This is a genomic window from Streptomyces filipinensis (genome assembly GCF_014649495.1).
In the GTDB taxonomy this organism is placed as follows: Bacteria; Actinomycetota; Actinomycetes; order Streptomycetales; family Streptomycetaceae; genus Streptomyces; species Streptomyces filipinensis.
In genome coordinates, this window is record NZ_BMTD01000009.1 from 1 (window position 1) to 18,914 (window position 18,914).

The 18,914-nt window shown below is 73.6% G+C and carries 11 protein-coding genes; 6 read left to right on the forward strand and 5 right to left on the reverse strand.

The features are described 5' to 3' along the window. Window positions 1–380 precede the first annotated feature (380 nt). A complete protein-coding gene (locus IE244_RS20480) occupies window positions 381–932 on the reverse strand; it encodes a MarR family winged helix-turn-helix transcriptional regulator (protein ID WP_191875025.1) in 552 nt (183 codons plus the stop codon). 110 nt (window positions 933–1,042) lie between these two features. On the opposite strand from IE244_RS20480, the gene IE244_RS20485 reads away from it, so the two are divergent. After that, entirely contained in the window at window positions 1,043–2,332 is a 1,290-nt protein-coding gene (locus tag IE244_RS20485) for an MFS transporter (RefSeq protein WP_229854244.1), read from the forward strand. Window positions 2,333–2,472: 140 nt separating this feature from the next. Here IE244_RS20485 and IE244_RS20490 read toward each other — a convergent pair whose 3' ends face one another. Together IE244_RS20490 and IE244_RS20495 are read right to left on the reverse strand one after the other, a co-directional pair. After that, complete coding sequence (locus tag IE244_RS20490; RefSeq protein WP_191875026.1) at window positions 2,473–4,125, reverse strand: ATP-binding SpoIIE family protein phosphatase; 1,653 nt, start codon at window positions 4,123–4,125, stop codon at window positions 2,473–2,475. 131 nt (window positions 4,126–4,256) lie between these two features. After that, window positions 4,257–5,636 (reverse strand): NAD(P)/FAD-dependent oxidoreductase, encoded by a 1,380-nt coding sequence (locus IE244_RS20495; protein ID WP_191875027.1) that lies wholly within the window; start codon window positions 5,634–5,636, stop codon window positions 4,257–4,259. Between the two features lie 376 nt (window positions 5,637–6,012). Here IE244_RS20495 and IE244_RS20500 point away from each other — a divergent pair, with 376 nt between their 5' ends. Both IE244_RS20500 and IE244_RS20505 read left to right on the forward strand, forming a co-directional pair. Further along, on the forward strand, window positions 6,013–6,777 hold the full coding sequence (locus IE244_RS20500) for a TetR/AcrR family transcriptional regulator (RefSeq protein WP_191875028.1): 765 nt from the start codon (window positions 6,013–6,015) through the stop codon (window positions 6,775–6,777). Window positions 6,778–7,018: 241 nt separating this feature from the next. Beyond that, the gene (locus tag IE244_RS20505; protein WP_191875029.1) at window positions 7,019–8,944 is read left to right on the forward strand and encodes a sigma-70 family RNA polymerase sigma factor; all 1,926 of its coding nucleotides are present in this window, start codon (window positions 7,019–7,021) and stop codon (window positions 8,942–8,944) included. A gap of 6 nt (window positions 8,945–8,950) precedes the next feature. Here IE244_RS20505 and IE244_RS20510 read toward each other — a convergent pair whose 3' ends face one another. Continuing rightward, entirely contained in the window at window positions 8,951–12,292 is a 3,342-nt protein-coding gene (locus tag IE244_RS20510; protein ID WP_191875030.1) for an AfsR/SARP family transcriptional regulator, read from the reverse strand. Between the two features lie 235 nt (window positions 12,293–12,527). Continuing rightward, on the reverse strand, window positions 12,528–14,603 hold the full coding sequence (locus IE244_RS20515; RefSeq protein ID WP_191875031.1) for an asparagine synthase-related protein: 2,076 nt from the start codon (window positions 14,601–14,603) through the stop codon (window positions 12,528–12,530). A 691-nt stretch (window positions 14,604–15,294) separates the two neighbouring features. Here IE244_RS20515 and IE244_RS20520 point away from each other — a divergent pair. The 3 genes from IE244_RS20520 (at window position 15,295) to trmB (ending at window position 18,890) form a co-directional block, all read left to right on the forward strand. After that, a complete protein-coding gene (locus IE244_RS20520; protein ID WP_191875032.1) occupies window positions 15,295–16,719 on the forward strand; it encodes an NsdA family TPR-like regulatory protein in 1,425 nt (474 codons plus the stop codon). A gap of 89 nt (window positions 16,720–16,808) precedes the next feature. Beyond that, window positions 16,809–18,017, forward strand: a complete 1,209-nt coding sequence (lhgD, locus tag IE244_RS20525; protein WP_191875033.1) for an L-2-hydroxyglutarate dehydrogenase — start codon at window positions 16,809–16,811, stop codon at window positions 18,015–18,017. A 48-nt stretch (window positions 18,018–18,065) separates the two neighbouring features. Further along, window positions 18,066–18,890, forward strand: coding sequence for a tRNA (guanosine(46)-N7)-methyltransferase TrmB (gene trmB / locus IE244_RS20530; RefSeq protein ID WP_191875034.1), 825 nt, complete (start codon window positions 18,066–18,068; stop codon window positions 18,888–18,890). Window positions 18,891–18,914: the final 24 nt, after the last annotated feature.

Below are 18,914 nucleotides of genomic sequence, written 5' to 3' on the forward strand. Positions count from 1 at the left end.
CCTCGGTGCTTTCCAGGTTCCCGCTCTCGCGTTTCCCTTTCCGGCGGTTCCGACTCTATCAGATCCTTTCGGCGTCTGACCCCCAGTCAGCGGGGTTTGTCTTCGCGGCCGTTGGGCCGTTCCGACGTCTCAAACCTTAGCGGATCCGCTCGGCGATTCCCAATCGGGCCACCGGGCTTCCCTTCGGAATTGAATTCGGGCATGCCGAAAACAACCCGTTCGGGAGATCGTACTAATGGTGTGAGGGGGTGCCGCTCGGGGCGGCTGAGGTGCTGCTGCGGAACCGTTACGGCTCCGTGGCAACCCGAAGAACTTTACGGAACGGGCAGGGGCGTGTCAACCACTGCCGCCCATCCACTGTCAAGATCTTTTCGGCGTCCTCAGTCGAGGTCGCTGAGGCGCCCGCCGGCGTCCGGCTGGGCGTGCTCCACCCTGCGCAGAAGACGGGTCAGCACCTCGCCGAGGACCACGCGCTCCGTCGGCGTGAGGTCCTGGAGCAGGTCCTCCTCGAAGACGGTCGCCAGACGCATCGCCTCCAGCCACTTCTCCCGCCCCTCCGGGGTCAGCTCGACGATGACCCGCACACGGTTGGATTCGTCCCGCTCACGGGTAACCAGTCCCTCGCCGACCATGCGGTCGATCCGGTGGGTCATCGCGGCCGGCGTGAGGCCGAGGCGTTTGGCCAGGTCGCTGGGTCCCATGCGGTAGGGGGCACCGGAGAGGACCAGTGCCTTGAGGACCTCCCACTCGGCGTTGCTGATGCCGAGGCCGGCCGTCTGGCGGCCGTAGGCGACGTTCATACGCCGGTTGAGCCGGGACAGCGCCGAGACGATCTTCTCGACCTGGGGGTCGAGATCCCGGAACTCGCGCTGGTAGGCGGCGATCTGCTCTTCGAGCGTCGGTTCTGTGACGTCGGGGGCGGTGTCGGCCATGGCCGCAGTATCGCACGCAGCGCCTTTGCCTTGAAGTCCTTCGATGTGTACTCTTTAGCTTCGAACTTTAGCTTCGAAGTCTTCACACCTAACTAGTGAGAGAGGTGAACGTGACCAGGGCGATGGGCGCAGCGATGCGCCGGATCCACGTGGGCAACGCACTCAGCGCGTTCGGGCTCGGCTTCACCGTCCCGTACCTGTACGTCTATGTGGCGCAGGTGCGGGGCCTGGGAGCCATGACGGCGGGACTCGTGCTCGCCGTCTTCGCCGTGGCCGCGCTTGTCGTGCTGCCGTTCGCCGGCAGGGCGATCGTGCGGCGCGGCCCGCTGCCGGTCCTGCTCGCCGCCCTGGTCATCGCCGCGCTCGGCGCCCTGAGCCTGGGACTGGCGGGCAACGCCGCCGCCGTACTGCTGTCGGCCGCGGCGCTCGGTGCCGGGCAGGCCGTGATGCAGCCGGCGCTGGCGACGATGATCGTGGACTGCTCCACGGCGGACACCCGGTCGCGGGCGTTCGCGACGCAGTTCTTCCTGCAGAACCTGGGGCTCGGCGTAGGCGGCCTCATCGGCGGCCACCTCGTCGACACCACGCGCGTGTCCTCGTTCACCCTGCTGTTCGCGATCGAGGCGGCGATGTTCCTGCTGCTGGTCGCGGTGATGGCGACGGTGCGCATGCCCCACTCGCCGCAGATGGAGGACGCTCCCGCGGGGTCGGCGAAGGGCAGCTGGAAGCAGCTGCTCGGGAACCGGGCGATGGTGCAGCTGTGTGTGCTGGGTTTCGTGCTGTTCTTCGCCTGCTACGGCCAGTTCGAGTCCGGCCTGAGCGCGTACGGCGTCGAGGCGGCCGGGATCTCCACCTCCGCGCTGGGGACGGCCCTGGCCGCGAACACGCTGATGATCGTGGTCGCCCAGTTCGCCGTGCTGAAGTTCGTGGAGCGGCGCCGGCGCTCGCGCGTGATCGCGGCGGTCGGCCTGATCTGGGCCGTGGCGTGGGTCGCGGCCGGGTACGCGGGGCTGGGCCACGGCAGCCAGGAGATGGCGACGGCCGCCTTCGTGTCGACGTACGCGCTGTTCGGGCTGGGCGAGGCGATGCTGTCGCCGACGGTCGCGCCGCTGGTCGCCGATCTGGCGCCGGAGGGCATGGCCGGGCAGTACAACTCGGCGTTCGCGCTGGTCAAGCAGTTGGCGCTGGCCGTCGGTCCGGCGGTCGGCGGGCCGCTGGGTGCCTCGCTGCACGCGCCGTACATCGTGACCTTCCTGCTGTTCTCGCTGGGGATCACCGTCCTGGCGCTGCGGCTCGGGCGGCGGCTCACCGCCGTGCAGGACCGGCCGTGGCTGGCGCGCGGGTCCCGGGTGGTCACCCGGGGTGGAGCTCCCGCCGAGCCGGTTCCCGCCGAGGCGTGAGCCTGGGTGTTCCGTGACGGCCGTCGCCTTCGGGCGGCGGCCGTCACGCGTACCCGGTCAGCGGGTCGCCGGGATCAGGGTGCTTGTCACATCGGGCGTGGGGTACGGCCCTGTGCCGCGCCGGCCCATGCGTCCGCCGGTCAGTGCTTTCCCTTCGGCAGGACGAACTCGCACCACACCGCCTTGCCGCCACCGGGGGTACGGCGGCAGCCCCAGCTGGAGGCGATGGTCGCCACGATGGCGATGCCCCGGCCGGACTCGTCGCCGGGTTCGGCGCGCCGGCGCCGGGGCAGGTGGTCGTCGCCGTCGGTGACCTCGATGATCAGGCGGCGGTCGGTGCGGCGCAGGCGCAGCCGCATGGGCGGGGTGCCGTGCTGGAGGCTGTTGGCGACCAGTTCGCTGGTGGCGAGGACGCCGAGGTCGTGCAGTTCGGCGGGGAAGCGCCAGCTGGTGAGGACGCCGGAGGCGAAGGCACGCGCGCGGGGTGCCGCTTCGACACCGCCGAGGAGTTCCAGGGCGGCGTTGCGGAAGAGGTCGCCGTCGGGGCCCGTGCGGGCCGGGTGCTGCAGGACGAGCACGGCGACGTCGTCGTCGTGGTCGGCGGTGACGCCGGCCGAGCGGACCAGGCGGTCGCAGACGACCTGCGGGGTGCCGGTGGCGCCGGCGAGGGCGCGTTCGAGTGCGGCGATGCCCTCGTCCAGGTCCTCGTCACGGCGCTCGACCAGGCCGTCGGTGTACAGGACGGCGGTGGCGCCGGGGCCGAGGGCGATGGAGCCGGAGGAGTGGATCCAGCCGCCGGTGCCGAGCGGCGGGCCGGTGGGCTCGTCGGCGCGGGAGACCGTGCCGTTCTCGTCGCGGACCAGGATCGGGAGGTGGCCGGCGGAGGCATAGACCAGGCGGCCCTCGTTGGGGTCGTGGACGGCGTAGACGCAGGTGGCGATCTGGTTGGCGTCGATCTCGGTGGCGAGACCGTCGAGGAGCTGGAGCACCTCGTGCGGGGGCAGGTCGAGGCGGGCGTAGGCCCGGACGGCGGTCCGCAGCTGGCCCATCACCGCCGCCGCACGCACCCCCCGCCCCATGACGTCGCCGATGACCAGGGCGGTGCGGCCGCCGCCGAGGGTGATCACGTCGTACCAGTCGCCGCCGACGGCTGCCTCGGTGCCGCCGGGCTGGTAGGTGGCGGCGATGCGCAGGTCGTCGGGCTGTTCCAGCTCCTGGGGGAGCAGGGAGCGCTGGAGGGTGACCGCCGTCTCGCGCTGGCGGCGCTCGCTGGCGCGCAGGCGCTCCGCGGCCTCGGCGTGGTCGGTGACGTCGGTGGCGAAGACGAGCACGCCGGCGTCCCGGTCGCCGTCCTCGGCGACGGGAGTGCAGGTGAAGGTGTAGGAGCGGCCGTCGACGGCCTTGCGGGACTTCAGGGTGCGGGGCTTGCCGCTGCGCAGCACCTGGTCGAGGAGCGGCAGCAGGCCCAGTGCGGCGAGTTCCGGGAGGGCCTCGCGGGCGGGCTCGCCCGTCTCCCGTACGCCGAAGGCCGCCGTGTAGGCGTCGTTGACGTAGGCGATGCGGTGGTCCGGGCCGTGTACGAGCGCGACGAGGGCCGGGACGCGGTCGAGGACGTCACGCGCGGGCAGTTCGTCGACGGCGGGCACCGCGGGTGTGCCGTCGGCCGGCTGTTCGGCGCGTGCCGCGGGCACGGAGCCTTCCCCCCGCCGGTCCGGGGAGACCGGGGTCTCGGTCCGCGCGGCGGCGCGGCGCTGTGTTCCGGGGAGCCGGGCGCTCCAGCGCGTGAAGTTCACTTGGGAAGAAGCCTCGTGGGTGCTGTGGGCGGGCGGGTGGCCCCGCCGCGGACGTGGGGCAGTCTGGCAGGGGCGGCGCCGCGGCGACATCCGTCAGACGCCTGGGCGGGCCGGGTAGTTCCTGGGTCCGGTCAGGACGACCCCTTCGGGTCGTCCGAGGGGCTGTGAGGAGCCTTTCCACCGGCCGCGAGTTCGAACTCCGCTCGCGGATGTTCGAGCGAGCCGAGCGAGACGATCTCCCGTTTGAAGAGCCCGGCGAGGGTCCACTCGGCCAGGACACGGGCCTTGCGGTTGACGGTGGGCACCCTGCTGAGGTGGTAGACGCGGTGCATGAACCAGGCAGGGTAGCCCTTCAGCTTGCGTCCGTAGACCTGGGCGACGCCCTTGTGCAGGCCGAGGGAGGCGACGGAGCCGACGTACTTGTGCGCGTACGTCTCCAGGGGCTCGCCGCGCAGCGTGTGGGCGATGTTGTCGCCGAGGAGCTTGGCCTGGCGGACGGCGTGCTGGGCGTTCGGCGCGGTCTCGGTGCCGGGTTCGGCGGCGGTGACGTCGGGTACGGCGGCCGCGTCGCCGGCGCCCCAGGCGTGTTCCGCGCCGTCGACGGTCAACCGGGCGGTGCACCTCAGCCGGCCGCGTTCGGTGAGCGGCAGGTCGGTCGCGGCGAGCAGCGGGTGCGGTCTGACGCCGGCGGTCCACACGAGCGTACGGGTGGGGAAGCGCTGGCCGTCGCTGAGGACGGCGACGCGGTCGGCGCAGGAGTCCAGGCGGGTTTCGAGGAGCACCTGGATGTTGCGCCGGCGCAGCTGGGTGACGGTGTAGCGGCCCATCTCCGCGCCGACCTCGGGCAGGATCCGGTCGGAGGCCTCCACGAGGATCCACTTCATGTCCTCGGGGCGGACGTTGTGGTAGTAGCGCGCGGTGTAGCGGGCCATGTCCTCCAGCTCGGCGAGCGCCTCGACGCCCGCGTAGCCGCCGCCGACGAAGACGAAGGTGAGGGCGGCGTCGCGGATCGCGGGGTCGCGGGTGGAGGAGGCGATGTCCATCTGCTCGATGACGTGGTTGCGCAGGCCGATGGCCTCTTCGACGGTCTTGAAGCCGATGCCGTACTCGGCGAGGCCGGGGATGGGCAGCGTGCGGGAGATCGAGCCGGGGGCGAGGACGAGTTCGTCGTAGCCGAGGAGTTCGGCCGCTCGTCCCTCGTGGGCGGTGGCGAGCGTGTGGACGGCGGCGGTGCGTACGGCGTGGTCGACGGAGGTGACCTCGCCGACGACGACGTGGCACTGGTGCAGAACGCGGCGCAGCGGTACGACGACGTGGCGAGGGGAAATCGAACCCGCGGCTGCTTCGGGGAGGAACGGCTGGTACGTCATGTAGGGGTCGGGGGTGACGACGGTGATCTCGACCTCACCCCGCTTGAGCTCGCCCTTCAGCTTCCGCTGCAGACGCAGGGCCGTGTACATCCCGACGTAGCCGCCGCCGACAACCAGAATGCGCGCACGTTCCTTCACCATCCCATGACGCACCCGGCGCAGGTGTTTGTCCACAGCCCCGGCAAATTGTGTGACTGGCGGCCGGGTGTACACGGGGCCGGGCGCGCTGTCCGGGCAGGACGAAAGGGGCCAGGTCAGCGGGGGCGGGCAAGGGGGATGGAAGGTGGGGAAACAGGACGTACGAGACCCGTACTCCGATCGGGGGGCGCACTGTGCGGAACCTGCCCCTTCTGAATTGACTCTCTCTCAACTATGTTCGTGTGTCGACGGGGTGTAGGGAATGTGGTCGAGCGGGTACCGCGACGGGCGGACCCGGTCGAGACCGGTGCATGTTCCGCGCACTCCGCATTCAGTTGCGGGGAGTCTCCGGGGGGAGACGTCATTACCGGGGGAACACATGCATGTTCAGGACACGCATTGGTCATCTGCCACCGCGATCGCGTCCGGCGGTGGCGGGGTAGGCGCGGCGGCGGGCAACGGACGCGCGGACGCGTCGCGTACGACGCCGCTGCGGGTGGACGCACAGCGCAATCTGGAGCACGTGCTGCGTGCGGCGCGTGAGGTGTTCGGTGAGCTGGGGTACGGCGCGCCGATGGAGGACGTGGCGCGGCGCGCGCGGGTGGGTGTCGGCACGGTGTACCGGCGCTTTCCGAGCAAGGACGTGCTGGTGCGGCGGATAGCCGAGGAGGAGACGGCACGGCTGACCGACCAGGCGCGGGCCGCGCTCGGGCAGGAGGACGAGCCGTGGTCGGCGCTGTCGCGGTTCCTGCGGACGTCCGTGGCCTCCGGGGCGGGGCGGTTGCTTCCGCCGCAGGTGTTGCGGGTCGGCTCCGCGCAGGGCTCCGCCGGTTCGGCCGAGTCCTTCGAGGGGGCTCGGGTGCCGCAGCAGCGGGTGCAGCCGGGGGCCGGTGAGCTGCGGCTGGTGCCGGAGTCCGGCGGGGCCGGTGAGGGCAGCGGGGTCGGGGCGCTGCTGGAGGTGGTCGGGCAGCTGGTGGAGCGGGCTCGGGCGGCCGGTGAGCTGCGGGCGGACGTGTCCGTGGGGGACGTGCTGCTGGTGATCGCGACGGCGGCGCCGTCCCTGCCGGATGCGGCGCAGCAGGCGGCGGCGTCCGCGCGGTTGCTGGACATCCTGCTGGAGGGGCTTCGGTCTCGGCCGGTGTAGGAGTCGGGAGAGGTGCGGGGTGCGGAGTCGTCGGGCTGCGGGTCCGTCGTGCCTGGTAGTGCCGTTCCCCGCGCCCCGGAGAGGAGCACCGTCCGCTCTTTCGGGTGGTGAGCGCGCGCCTGTGCTGACCAGAGCCCTCGGATGAGTGGATGCCGTGCACACGCGGGTCTTGACCGAAAGTCGGTGTGGCACCCTGAGCCGGTGACGGGTTGGGCTGGGCCGGTGCCGGGGGCTTTCCGCGATGGGCGTTGACGGGTGGGACGGGTCACGCGATGACGACGCGGACGCGGAGGCCGCCGGGCTGACCCCGCCCCAGGTGCCCCGTCAGGGCGGGCGTCCGGCTTCCCCGGGCGGGCGGAGCGACACGAGCGTGCCCGCCCAGCGCGAGGGCAGTGTGCTGCCGCCGCCCCGGCAGTTGCCACCCGACGACGGCGACCTGATCGAGCGGATGCGCGCCGGTGACGACTCCGCCTACGAGGAGCTGTACCGGCGGCACGCGGACGCCGTACGGCGGTATGCCCGCACCTGCTGCCGGGACGGGCACACCGCCGACGACCTCACCGCCGAGGTCTTCGCCCGGATGCTGCAGGCGGTGCGCGGAGGATCCGGGCCCCAGCACGCCGTTCGCGCCTATCTGCTGACCTCCGTGCGGCGTGTCGCCGCGCACTGGACCAGGTCGGCCCGGCGGGAGCAGCTCGTCGACGACTTCGCCGGCTTCGCCCAGCAGGCGAGCCGGGTCCCGGCGGTCTCCGACGGCACCGCGTCCGCGGGCTCCTTCGGGGCGGGTCTCGACCTGGGCGCCGACGTGCGCGCGATGCACGAGGCCGAGCAGTCCCTGGCCATGCGGGCGTTCCGCTCGCTGCCCGAGCGCTGGCAGGCCGTGCTGTGGCACACCGAGGTGGAGGACGAGTCCCCGAGCGAGGTCGCCGTGCTGTTCGGGCTGGACGCCAACGGCACCCGGGTCCTCGCCAGCCGCGCGCGCGAGGGGCTGAAGCAGGCCTATCTGCAGGCCCATGTCAGCGCCGCACTCGCCGGCGACGAGGAGTGCGCCCGCTATGCCGACCAGCTCGGCACCTACGCCCGCCGCAAGCTGCGCGTCCGCGCCGAGCGGGGTCTGCGCAAGCACCTGGAGGAATGCGCCAAGTGCCGGCTGGCGGCCGCGCAGATCGAGGAGGTCGCCGGCGGTATCCCCGGTGTCGTGCCGGTAGCGGTCATCGGCTGGTTCGGGACCGCCGGGTACGCCAAGGCGCTCGGGATCGTCGCCGGCAGCGCGGGGGCCGGGGCGGCCGGTGCCGCCGCGGCCTCCGGGTCGTCGGGTGGGGCGGGCGGCGCGGGCGGGGCCGGGGCCGGGGCCGCCGAGGGGCTCGGGGCGCCGGTGAAGGCGGGAATCGCGGCCGGTGTGGTCGCGGTGACCGCCGCCGCGGTGGCGCTCGCCCTGGTGAACGACAGCCACCCGCCGGCGGAGGAGGCGGCCAAGCCGTCGCCGTCCACACCGATCGTGCGGCCCGAGCCGCCGAAGCCCACCCCGCCGAGGCCGAGGCGGAAGCCCACTCCCGAGCCGGTCGCTCTGGCCCCCGAACCGGCCCCGACGCCGCCACCCACGCCCCCACCCACGCCTAAGCCGGCTCCGCGCCCGACCCCCACTCCCACCCCGACGCCGAAGCCGACACCGACGCCGACACCGACGCCCGCCCCCAAGCCCCCTCCGAAGCCCACCCCGCCGCCGGCGACCACCGTCTACGAACTGAGCGAGCTCAACTACGACCTCACCGGCGACGGCACCCGCCCCGAGATCCTGCTCGGCCGAAGCAGCTGGGTGTGGCAGCGCTACGGCATGTGGGTGGACGGCACCCGGTACACGCGCGGGGTGACCGTGCACGGCGGGTCCTCCGTCACCGTCGCCCTCAACCGGCAGTGCACCGCCTACGACGCGCTGGCCGGCGTGGACGACCTGACACCCGGCCGCGGCAAGGTGTCCTTCTCCGTCTACACCGACGGGGTCCGGCAGTGGCGGTCCGGGACGGTCAGGGGCCACGACCGGGCCGTACCCGTCCATGTGGACCTGACCGGGCACAGGACCGTACGGCTCGTCGTGCGGGCCCGGGGCGGCCTCTTCGACCCGGTGGCGTTCGCGGACTGGGCGGAGTCCCGGTTCACCTGCCGGTAGCCGCCCTCACCCCTGCGTGACGGCTGCGCCCGGCGCGTCGAGGTCCCGCAGCACACCGGCCACGTCGAGGGACGCGCCCCGGTCGCGCTCGGCCGCGTACCGCTCGGCGGGCAGGGCCGTGCGGGCTTCGGCCTGCACCCGGGCGGCCTCGCTGCGCTCCGGCTCGGGACGCCGGCCGTCGTCGCGCCAGTGGTCCGCCGCGGCGAACAGCCGGACCGCGCCGGCCAGATCACCGCACCGGGCCCGCAGCCCGGCCGCCGTGTCCACCAGCACCGCCGTGATCGCCTCGGAGCAGCGCTGGGCCACGGCGTCGCGCAGCGCCGCCGCGAGGATCGGCAGCCCGTGCCCGGGGCCCGACTCGTCGGCGGCGAGGAGCGCCTCGACGGTGCGCAGGGCCGACACGAACTGCGGTGGCGGGTTGCCGCCGCGGGTCACCGCGCACGTCGCCTCGTACAGCTCGCGGGCCTGGTCGGTCCGGCCTTCGTGCAGGGCGATGTGAGCGCGCATCAGCAGCACGAAGGCGCGGGACTCCGGCACCGCGTAGCGGTCGGCGGCGGCTCCCGCCTCGTCCAGGGCCGCCAGCGCGGTCTCGGGGTCGCCGGAGCGGTAGGCGATCTCGGCCAGCCGCGCCATCAGGAACGGCGACTCGGCGTAGGCGCCCACCTCGTAGGCGAGGCGCAGCGCCTCCTCGTACTCGGCGCGTGCCTCGTCGAACAGGCCGCGCGCCATGGCCGCCTCGCCGGCCGCGCTGCACACCTGGGCACGCATCCAGCGGTCCCCGACGCGCGGGCCGAGCTTCCGCAGCTCGGCCAGGTCCTCGTCCACACCCCGCAGGTTGCCGGGGGAGTCGACGGTCACATGGGCGCGGTACATCAGGGAGACAGCGATCTCCCAGTCACCGCCGTACGCACGGCAGTTGGCGACGGCCGCGGCCATGTCCGGGCTGAGATCCACCGGGCCGCCCAGGTAGTAGGAGGTCAGCGGCCAGACGATGCCGGGGAGACGGGCGGCCTGCGGACCGCCGGGCTCGAAGGCGGCCCGGACGCGCGCGATGTACTCCGGGGCCCGGGGGTCGGACGCGAGGTGCTCGGGACCCGACTCGGAGATCAGGAACAGGTCGAGCATCCGCAAGTCCATCCGCAGCTCCCGCAGCGGATGGCCGCCCTCGCCGTCGGGGGCGGCGACGAGGTCGCCGATCGGATCGGCCGCCTCCACCAGGGCCATCAGCGCCTCCGGATCGTCGGCGGCATCCGCAGGAGCCCCGGAGGGACGGGAAGCCGCTCGGGTGTCCAGGGCCACGCCCAGGCGCAGGACCAGACGGACCCAGGAAGCCGCCTCCTGACGGTGGTTGCGCAGCCACCAGAACCAGCCGATGGCCAGGACGATCGCACCCGCCTCCGCCTCGTCGCCGGCGCGCACCGAGCGGTCCAGGGCCGCCCGGATGTTGTCCAGTTCGGTCTCCAGGCGGGAGATCCAGGGCAGCTGGTCCGCCGACCGCAGACGCGGCTCGGCCTCCTCGACCAGGGCCCGCACCCACGCGCGGTGCCGGCGCTCGGCCGTGGCGCGCAGGCCGGGGGACTCGGCCGCACGCTCGGTGGCGTACTCGTGGATGGTCTCCAGCATGCGGTAGCGCATGCCGCCCGTGGCGTCCGGAGCGGCGACGACGAGGGACTTGTCGACCAGGGCGCCGATCAGGTCGGCCGCCGGGCCGGTGCACACGGCCTCGGCCGCCGTGAGGTCCCAGCCGCCGGCGAACACCGACACCTCGCACAGTACCGCGCGCTCACGCTCGTCCAGCAGGTCCCAGGACCAGTCGACGACCGCGCGCAGGGTCTGCTGGCGGGGCAGGACCGTGCGGCTTCCGGAGGTGAGCAGGCGGAAGCGGTCGTCGAGCCGGTCGGCGATCTGCCGCGGGGTGAGCAGCCTGAGCCGGGCGGCGGCCAGCTCGATGGCGAGCGGCAGCCCGTCCAGACGGCGGCAGATCTCCGCCACGGCCCCGGCGTCGGCGAGCACCGCCTCGGCGTCGGGACGGACGGCCCCCGCGCGCTCGGCGAACAGGCGGTGCGCCTGCTCCGGGACGAGGGGCTCGACCGGGCGCACCGACTCACCGGGGACGCCCAGGGGTTCACGGCTGGTCGCGAGGATCGTGAGCCCCGGGCAGTGGGTGAGGAGGGTCTCGGCGAGGGCGGCGGCCGCGCCGATGACGTGTTCGCAGTTGTCAAGGATCAGGAGTTGGCTGCGCGGGGCGCAGTACTCGATCAGCAGGGCGGCGGGGTCGGCCTGCGGGGTCGCCAGCTCGTTGGTCAGCAGCACGGTCTCGCGCAGACCGAGGGCGCTGACCACCGCGCCGGGCACCGCCTCCGGATGGTCGAGCGGGGCCAGCTCGACCAGCCATGCCTGGGGAAGCCCTGCGGCGGCCTCCTCGGCGAGGCGGGTCTTTCCGGAACCGCCCGGTCCGGTGAGCGTGACCAGGCGGGCCCTGTGCAGATCCGAACGAATGGCTTCGAGTTCGGGTTCCCGCCCGACGAAGGACGTCAGACGGGGGCGGAGGTTGCCGGTGCGCTCGGGGGGTTGGGAGGGGGGCGCTGCTCGCCGGGTCTCCGGCTGGGTCGGTGGTGCCTGCTGCTTGAGCAACGACGCGTGCAGGGCCTTGAGTTCCGAGCCCGGGTCGGCGCCGAGGGTGTCGGCGAGGGTGCGGCGAGCGGACTCGTACGCGGCGAGGGCGTCGGCGGGGCGGCCCGTGTCGCGCAGGGCGCGGATGAGGAGAGCGTGCAGGGGCTCGTCCAGCGGGTGGGCCGCGGTGAGTTCCGTCAGCTCCGGTACGACGTCCGAGGCGCGGCCGAGTTCGAGGGCGGCGGCGGCCCGGGTGCGGGCCGCCGCCAGGCGCAGGGCCTCCGGGCGGGTCGCGGCGGTACGGTCGGGCAGGTCGGCGAGGGCGGGGCCGTGCCAGAGGGCGAGGGCCTCGGTGAGCGTGCGGTGGGCGGTGGCCGGGTCGCCTGCGGTGAGGGCCTTGGTGCCGCTGTGGGTGAGGCGTTCGAAGACGTACAGGTCGATGTCGTCCTCGGTCGCTTCGAGGCGGTAGCCGCCGGGGGCGGAGGCGATGGTCTGCCTGCCGAGGGCCCGGCGGAGGCGGCCGACGAGGGCCTGGAGGGCGGCGGGGGCATCGCTCGGGCGGTCGTCCGGGTGGTCGCCGGCCCAGATCTCCTCGATGAGGGTTTCGGGGGTGGTGGTGCGGTTCGGGCGGAGGGCCAGGACGGTGAGCAGGGTGCGCAGGCGTTGGCCGCCGATGGGGATGGGGGTGCCCTGGTCGTCCGCTGCTTGGGTTACCCCCAGGATTCTGTACCGCACCCGGTCATTGTCGCGGGGGCCGCGGGGCGGGGCGACGGGGTTTCACTCAACGCCGCCGAACCGCCGCCCGGTGCTGCGGCTGGGCAAGGGAGGCATCCTCAGCCTCTCAAACACCGCAGACCAAACCCCCCAAGGGGCGCGGGGAACTGCGCGACCAGCCACCACGAACCCGCAGCGACCCACAAGGGGCCCCCACCCGCCCGCATCCCAGCGCCCAACCGCCGGAGGCCGGCGCTCAACCGCCGGAGGCCAGCGCTCCTCTTCTCGGCTGGATCCCGGAGGGAACCGCACGGGCGCGTGCCGGTGTCCCCGTCCAGCAGGTGCCCCGGCGGGAGAGGAGGCGGTGGAGCCAGAGTTCGAGGGAGACGAGGTCGGCGAGGCCGTCCAGCGGCAGGGGCTCGCCGGCGGCCCCCGCGCGGAGCGCCTTGCGGATGACGCGGGCCTCCACCAGGCCGGCGTCGGCCAGGAGAGGGGTCGAGAAGAGATCCAGGAGGGGCTCGGCCGCCACGCGCAGGCCCGCGCGTGCGGCGGCTGCCGACGAGGCGTGGGAGGGGGCTCCCCAGCCGGGCGGCAGGTCGGTGACGCCGGCGCCCTCCAGGACCGTGCGGAGGATGGCGGCGCGGGCGCCGGGCTGGACGCGCAGGGCTTCCGGCAGGGCGCGGCAGGCGCGGACGACCTGGTTGTCGAGGAACGGCGCGTGCAGGCGCTGCGAGCGGATCTCCGCGGCCTGTTCCAGGACGCGCAGGTCGGCGGCGTGGCGGGCGAGAGCGGCACGCGCGCGATAGTCACCGGGACGCTGGACGCCGGTTGCCGAGCGGTCCGCCTCCGCCTGCAGCAGAACCGATACTTCTGCCAGGGCCTCCCCCGTGAGCCAGCGCGCGGCCGGCCCGGGTCTGGCCCAGGTCAGTCCGGCGAGGGACGCGCCGACCGCGCCCACGGGCTCGTCGAACCGGCGCCGCATGAGCCGCTCGGCCAGCACCTCCAGGCCGGCCCGGTAGGGCGTGCGGGCGAGCCGGCGGGCGGCGCCGTACACGCGCGCGGGGACCATCACCGAGCCGTCGGCCTTGGCGAGTGCTGCGACCGGGCGGACCAGATGGCGGCGTTTGCGGTCCATGAGGAGGTCGGCGAGGCGGGCGGGGTGGGCATCCAGGACCTGGCGGGCGCCGTGGCCGGTGAAGTGGTCGGCGCTGCCGGCGGCGAGCCGGGCGCGGTGCCGGGCGGCCATGACCAGCGAGGGCCCGGGTTCGTCGGTGAGGGGGCCGTCGAGGTCGGCGTACGGCAGGGTCTCCTCGGCGCCGGTGACCACCACGTGGTGCAGCCGCGGGTTGGCGGCGAGGGCGCCGGCGCGTTCGAGTTCGGCCTCGCGGCCGGTCACGGCCAGGTCGTTGAAGGTGACGGCGAGGAGCCGTTCGCCCGCGCCGGTGCCGTGGCCGAGGAGCGTGCCGGGTCTGCCGGGCAGCCCGGCGGCCAGCAGGGCGAGGGTGCCGGAGGCGGGGCCCCCGGAGAGGTCGGCGCCGATACCCGGCACCGGCATCCCGCGCCGGGCCCGCCGCTCGGCCGGCCCCATGCCGGGCACCGGCCCGGGGTCGAGGTCGGGCACGTGCCGGGGTGCCGACAGCCGGGTGCGGACCGCCTCCACCAGGGCGTCGCGTACGGCGTCCACGGCGCGCTCGGGGTCGGCGGGGGCCGCGGCCACGGCGAGGGAGGCGACCGGCTCGTACCCGGCGATCTCACGCGCCCCGGCGCGCAGCACGAGTGCGTGCCCCGGCGGAACGCGCCGCACGCCCTCGTACGGGGTGGTGTCCCGCAGCGCGGCCGGTACGTCCGGGGCGGCGAGCAGGGCGGCCAGGTGGCCGAAGTCGAGGTTGGCCTCGATGAGGTCGGCGAGGGGCAGCGCGGCGGTGGCGTAGGCCGTGCCGCCGGCCCAGGGGGTGTGGAAGACCGGGCGGGCGCCGGCGAGGTCGCCGCAGACGGTGATGCGGCGGCCCACCTTGACGACGGCCGTGTAGCTGCCCGGCCAGCCGGTCAGATGGCGCAGTGCGCCCCCGCGCGCGGTGAACAACCCGCGTCTCAGCTCCTCGTCGGAGGCGCCGCAGATGCCGAGGACGGCGATGTGGTTGTCGGCGTCGGCCCGCACCATGCGCACCTCGTCCGGGCGCCAGTCGCCGACGGCCCACAGCGGATCCGGGTCGCCCCACAGGAGTTGGGAGCCGACCGGGTGCAGGGTCTCGCCGTCGTAACCGGTGGCGCCCGCGACACCGGTCACGGAGACGCCCGCGGCGGTGCTGCTCCAACCCACCAACCACCGCATCGACGCCTCCACAGGCTGTGGACAACAGTGCACCGTACGAACCGGACCCCCATGCTGCCATGAAGGGGGCACTGTGGAGGGGCGGCGGCACCGGCTTCGGGCGAGGGAAGACCGAGGGGGCCGCGCAGGGAACACCGAGGTCGGACCCGGCGAGCACGACTCGAATGCGCCCCCTGTACGCTCCCCCAAAACGCCCTTCACGCCGTCAAGTTGCATGGTCGGAGCGGATGTCAACCGCGTCAAGCGGGGGCGATTTTCAGCCAAATACGCAGAGCGAAGCGGGATTTGAGCACGCTCCGTACAGGCCTGCGCAACGCGCTGCGGCGCGGACACGCGCACAGTCCGGGAGGCGGGCATCGCCTCCCGGACCGGTCCGCCACCCGCGGGGATGAAGGTGGCGGTGTCCCCCAGCCCACTGGATCCAGTACAGCGGGCCGACCCACGCAAGAGCCATGGAACCGCTCCCCCCGGTGGCCGGAGAAGAGCGCACGGACGGGCGCACGGCCACACGGGCGGGGGCACGGGGCGACAGGCCGTGCACGGTGCGTACAGGACCGCACTTCCGTACGGACCACAATCCCGCCATCCGGAACAATGCCCCTTAACGCTTGGGATGCGGCGAACTACGCTGGGTTTACGAATGCCGCGTGGTTATGCCAGCACGGCAGCCGTCTGTGTCGAGGGGTGGCGCATGTCCAGGGAGCAACGCGGGCCGAACGAAAAGCTCGGCGCCGTTCTCGCCCTCGCGGGAATCAGCAACGCAGGACTCGCGCGACGCGTCAACGACCTTGGCGCCCAACGCGGGTTGACTCTTCGCTACGACAAGACCTCGGTGGCGCGCTGGGTCTCGAAGGGGATGGTGCCGCAGGGCGCGGCGCCGCACCTCATCGCGGCGGCCATCGGCCAGAAGCTCGGCCGCCCGGTGCCGCTCCACGAGATCGGCCTGGCGGACGCGGATCCCGCGCCCGAAGTGGGCCTCGCCTTCCCCAGAGACGTAGGACAGGCGGTGCGGAGCGCGACGGAGCTGTACCGTCTCGACCTCGCCGGCCGCCGGGCCGGCTCCGGCGGCATCTGGCAGTCCCTCGCCGGATCGTTCGCAGTGAGCGCATACGCAACGCCCGCCTCACGATGGCTGATAACCCCCGCCGACAGCTCGGTCGCGCGGGAGGCGGGTTCCGCCGAGGACTCCGGCGCACCGATCAAAGTCGGCCACAGCGATGTGCGCAAGCTGCGGGAGGCCGCCGAGGACGCCAGGCGGTGGGACTCCAAGTACGGCGGCGGGGACTGGCGTTCGTCGATGGTCCCCGAGTGCCTGCGGGTGGAGGCGGCGCCGCTGCTGCTCGGCGCCTACTCCGACGAGGTGGGCCGCGCCCTGTTCGGCGCCTCGGCCGAACTCACCCGGCTCGCCGGGTGGATGGCCTTCGACACCGGCCAGCAGGAGGCCGCGCAGCGGTACTACATCCAGGCGCTGCGGCTCGCGCGCGCGGCGGCGGACGTCCCGCTGGGGGGCTATGTGCTGGCCTCCATGTCGCTGCAGGCGACGTACCGCGGCTTCGGCGACGAGGGGGTCGACCTGGCGCAGGCCGCGCTGGAGCGGAACCGGGGGCTGGCGACCGCGCGCACGATGAGTTTCTTCCGGCTCGTGGAGGCGCGGGCACACGCGCGTGCGGGGGACGCGCAGGCGGCGGGTGCGGCACTGAAGGCCGCCGAGGGGTGGCTGGAGCGGTCCCGGGAGGGCGACAACGATCCTTCTTGGCTTGGTTTCTATGGATACGACCGGTTCGCCGCGGATGCCGCGGAATGCTACCGGGATCTGAAGGCGCCACGGCAGGTGCGGCGCTTCACCGAGCAGGCCCTGTCGAAGCCGACGGAGGAGTTCGTGCGCTCGCACGGGCTGCGGCTGGTGGTCTCGGCGGTGGCCGAGCTGGAGTCCGGGAACCTCGACGCCGCCTGCGAGCAGGGGGTGCGGGCCGTGGAGGTGGCCGGGCGGATCTCGTCCGCGCGCACCACCGAGTACGTGAAGGATCTGCTGCACCGGCTGGAGCCGTACGGGGACGAGCCGCGGGTGGTGGAGCTGCGGGAGCGGGCCCGGCCGCTTCTGATGGCTCCGGCGTAGGGAGATGCCGCTGAGCGGTACGGCACATCCCCGCGTTGGAAGCCACTGTCAGTGGCACAGTGCACTATCGGGAGTGGAGGTGGTGCTCGGTGCTGGTCGGGGCGTACGACTGTGATGTGCTCGTGGTCGGTGGGGGGATCGTCGGGCTGTCCACGGCGTATGCGATCACGCGGGCCGCGCCGGGCACGCGGGTCACCGTCCTGGAGAAGGAGCCGGGGCCGGCCCGGCACCAGACGGGGCGCAACAGCGGGGTCATCCACAGCGGGATCTACTACCGGCCGGGCTCGCTCAAGGCGCGGTACGCGGTGCGCGGCGCCGCCGAGATGGTGAAGTTCTGCGCCGAGTACGGCATCGCGCACGCCGTCACCGGCAAGCTGATCGTCGCCACGGAGCGGGAGGAGCTGCCGCGGCTGCACGCGCTCGTGCAGCGCGGCCGGGAGAACGGCATACCGGTGCGGGAGCTGGGCGCCGCACAGATCGGTGAGTACGAGCCGGAGGTCCGCGGCCTCGCCGCCATACACGTCGGCACGACCGGCGTGTGCGACTTCGTCGGGGTCGCGCGGCAGCTCGCGCGGGCCTCCGGAGCGGACATCCGGTACGGCGCCCGGGTCGTGCGGGTCGACCGGCGGGCCGATCGGGGCGTGGCCGTGCTGACCTCGGGCGGCGACGTCGTCCGCGCACGCGTGCTGGTGAACTGCGCCGGGCTGTACTGCGACGAGGTGGCCCGGCTGACCGGGGACGAGCCCGAGGTGCGGATCGTGCCCTTCCGCGGGGAGTACTACGAGCTGGCGCGGCCCGAGCTGGTGCGCGGGCTGGTGTATCCGGTGCCGGACCCGGCGTTCCCGTTCCTAGGCGTCCATCTGACCCGGGGCATCGACGGCGGTGTGCACATCGGGCCCAACGCGGTGCCGGCGCTGGCCCGGGAGGGGTACGGCTGGGGGGTCGTACGCCCCCGGGAGCTGGCCGGAACGGTGGCGTGGCCTGGATCATGGGCCATCGCCCGGCGGCACTGGAGATACGGCGCGGGGGAGCTGCGCCGCTCGGTGTCGAAGGGGGCGTTCCTGGAGGCGGTGCGCAGACTGCTGCCCGCGGTGGGGGCGGACGACCTGGTGCGGGCCCCTGCCGGAGTGCGGGCACAGGCGGTGCTGCGGGACGGGACGCTGGTGGACGACTTCCTCATCCGCGAGGGGGCTCGGGCCGTGCACGTGCTGAACGCGCCCTCGCCCGCGGCCACGGCCTCGCTGCCGATCGGGCGGGAGGTCGGACGCCGGGTGCTGTCCATGCTCGGGTCGTTGTAGCGCACACCGGTCCGCTCGCCGGCGCCGCGCCGTAAAATCTGTCCTACTGTGTCTGACTTCCTCAATGCCCCCGAAGCCCCCTCGCCGACCCCCCACACCCCCGGCGTCTCCGTCCGGCATACCCGGGCCAAGGGGGAGCCGCGGTTTCCCGACGGCCCCAGGGCGGATCCCGCCGGGTCGCACTTCGAGCGGCGGATCCGGAGTTTCCAGCCGCGGCGCAGCCGGGTGACCGCCGGGCAGGCCGACGCGCTGCAGCGGCTGTGGCCCGCGTGGGGGCTCGACATCGACGGACAGCGGGTCATCGACCTGGGTGAGCTGTTCGGGAACGACAGCCCGGTGGTGCTGGAGATCGGGTTCGGGATGGGCGAGGCCACCGCGCGGATGGCCGCCGCCGACCCGGACACCGACATCCTCGCCGTCGACGTGCACACCCCGGGCCAGGGCAATCTGCTGGGCCTCGCCGACCGGATGGGCCTGTCCAACGTCCGGGTGGCCAACGGCGACGCGATCATCCTGCTCAGGGAGATGCTCGCCCCCGACTCGCTCGACGGCCTGCGGGTCTACTTCCCCGACCCCTGGCCCAAGAAGCGGCATCACAAGCGGCGGCTCATCCAGCCCGAGTTCCTGACGCTCGCCGCGACCCGGCTCAAGCCCGGCGCCGTCGTGCACTGCGCGACCGACTGGGAGCCGTACGCCGAGCAGATGCTCCAGGTGCTCAGCGCACACCCCGACTTCGAGAACACGCAGGCGGACGGCGGTTTCGCGGCGCGTCCCGCGTTCCGTCCGCTGACACGTTTCGAGGGACAGGGACTGGACAAGGGACACGTCGTGAACGATCTGCTCTTCCGCCGCGTACCGCACCGGGACCGATAATCCGCTCCAGCCCCTCGTCCCGTC

Excerpts from the sequence above, each read along its gene's own strand:
- IE244_RS20515 (WP_191875031.1), bottom strand. The coding sequence starts at position 14,603 with ATGCGGTGGTTGGTGGGTTGGAGCAGCACCGCCGCGGGCGTCTCCGTG.
- IE244_RS20500 (WP_191875028.1), top strand. The coding sequence starts at position 6,013 with ATGCATGTTCAGGACACGCATTGGTCATCTGCCACCGCGATCGCGTCC.
- IE244_RS20495 (WP_191875027.1), bottom strand. The coding sequence starts at position 5,636 with ATGGTGAAGGAACGTGCGCGCATTCTGGTTGTCGGCGGCGGCTACGTC.
- IE244_RS20480 (WP_191875025.1), bottom strand. The coding sequence starts at position 932 with ATGGCCGACACCGCCCCCGACGTCACAGAACCGACGCTCGAAGAGCAG.
- IE244_RS20520 (WP_191875032.1), top strand. The coding sequence starts at position 15,295 with ATGTCCAGGGAGCAACGCGGGCCGAACGAAAAGCTCGGCGCCGTTCTC.
- IE244_RS20505 (WP_191875029.1), top strand. The coding sequence starts at position 7,019 with ATGGGCGTTGACGGGTGGGACGGGTCACGCGATGACGACGCGGACGCG.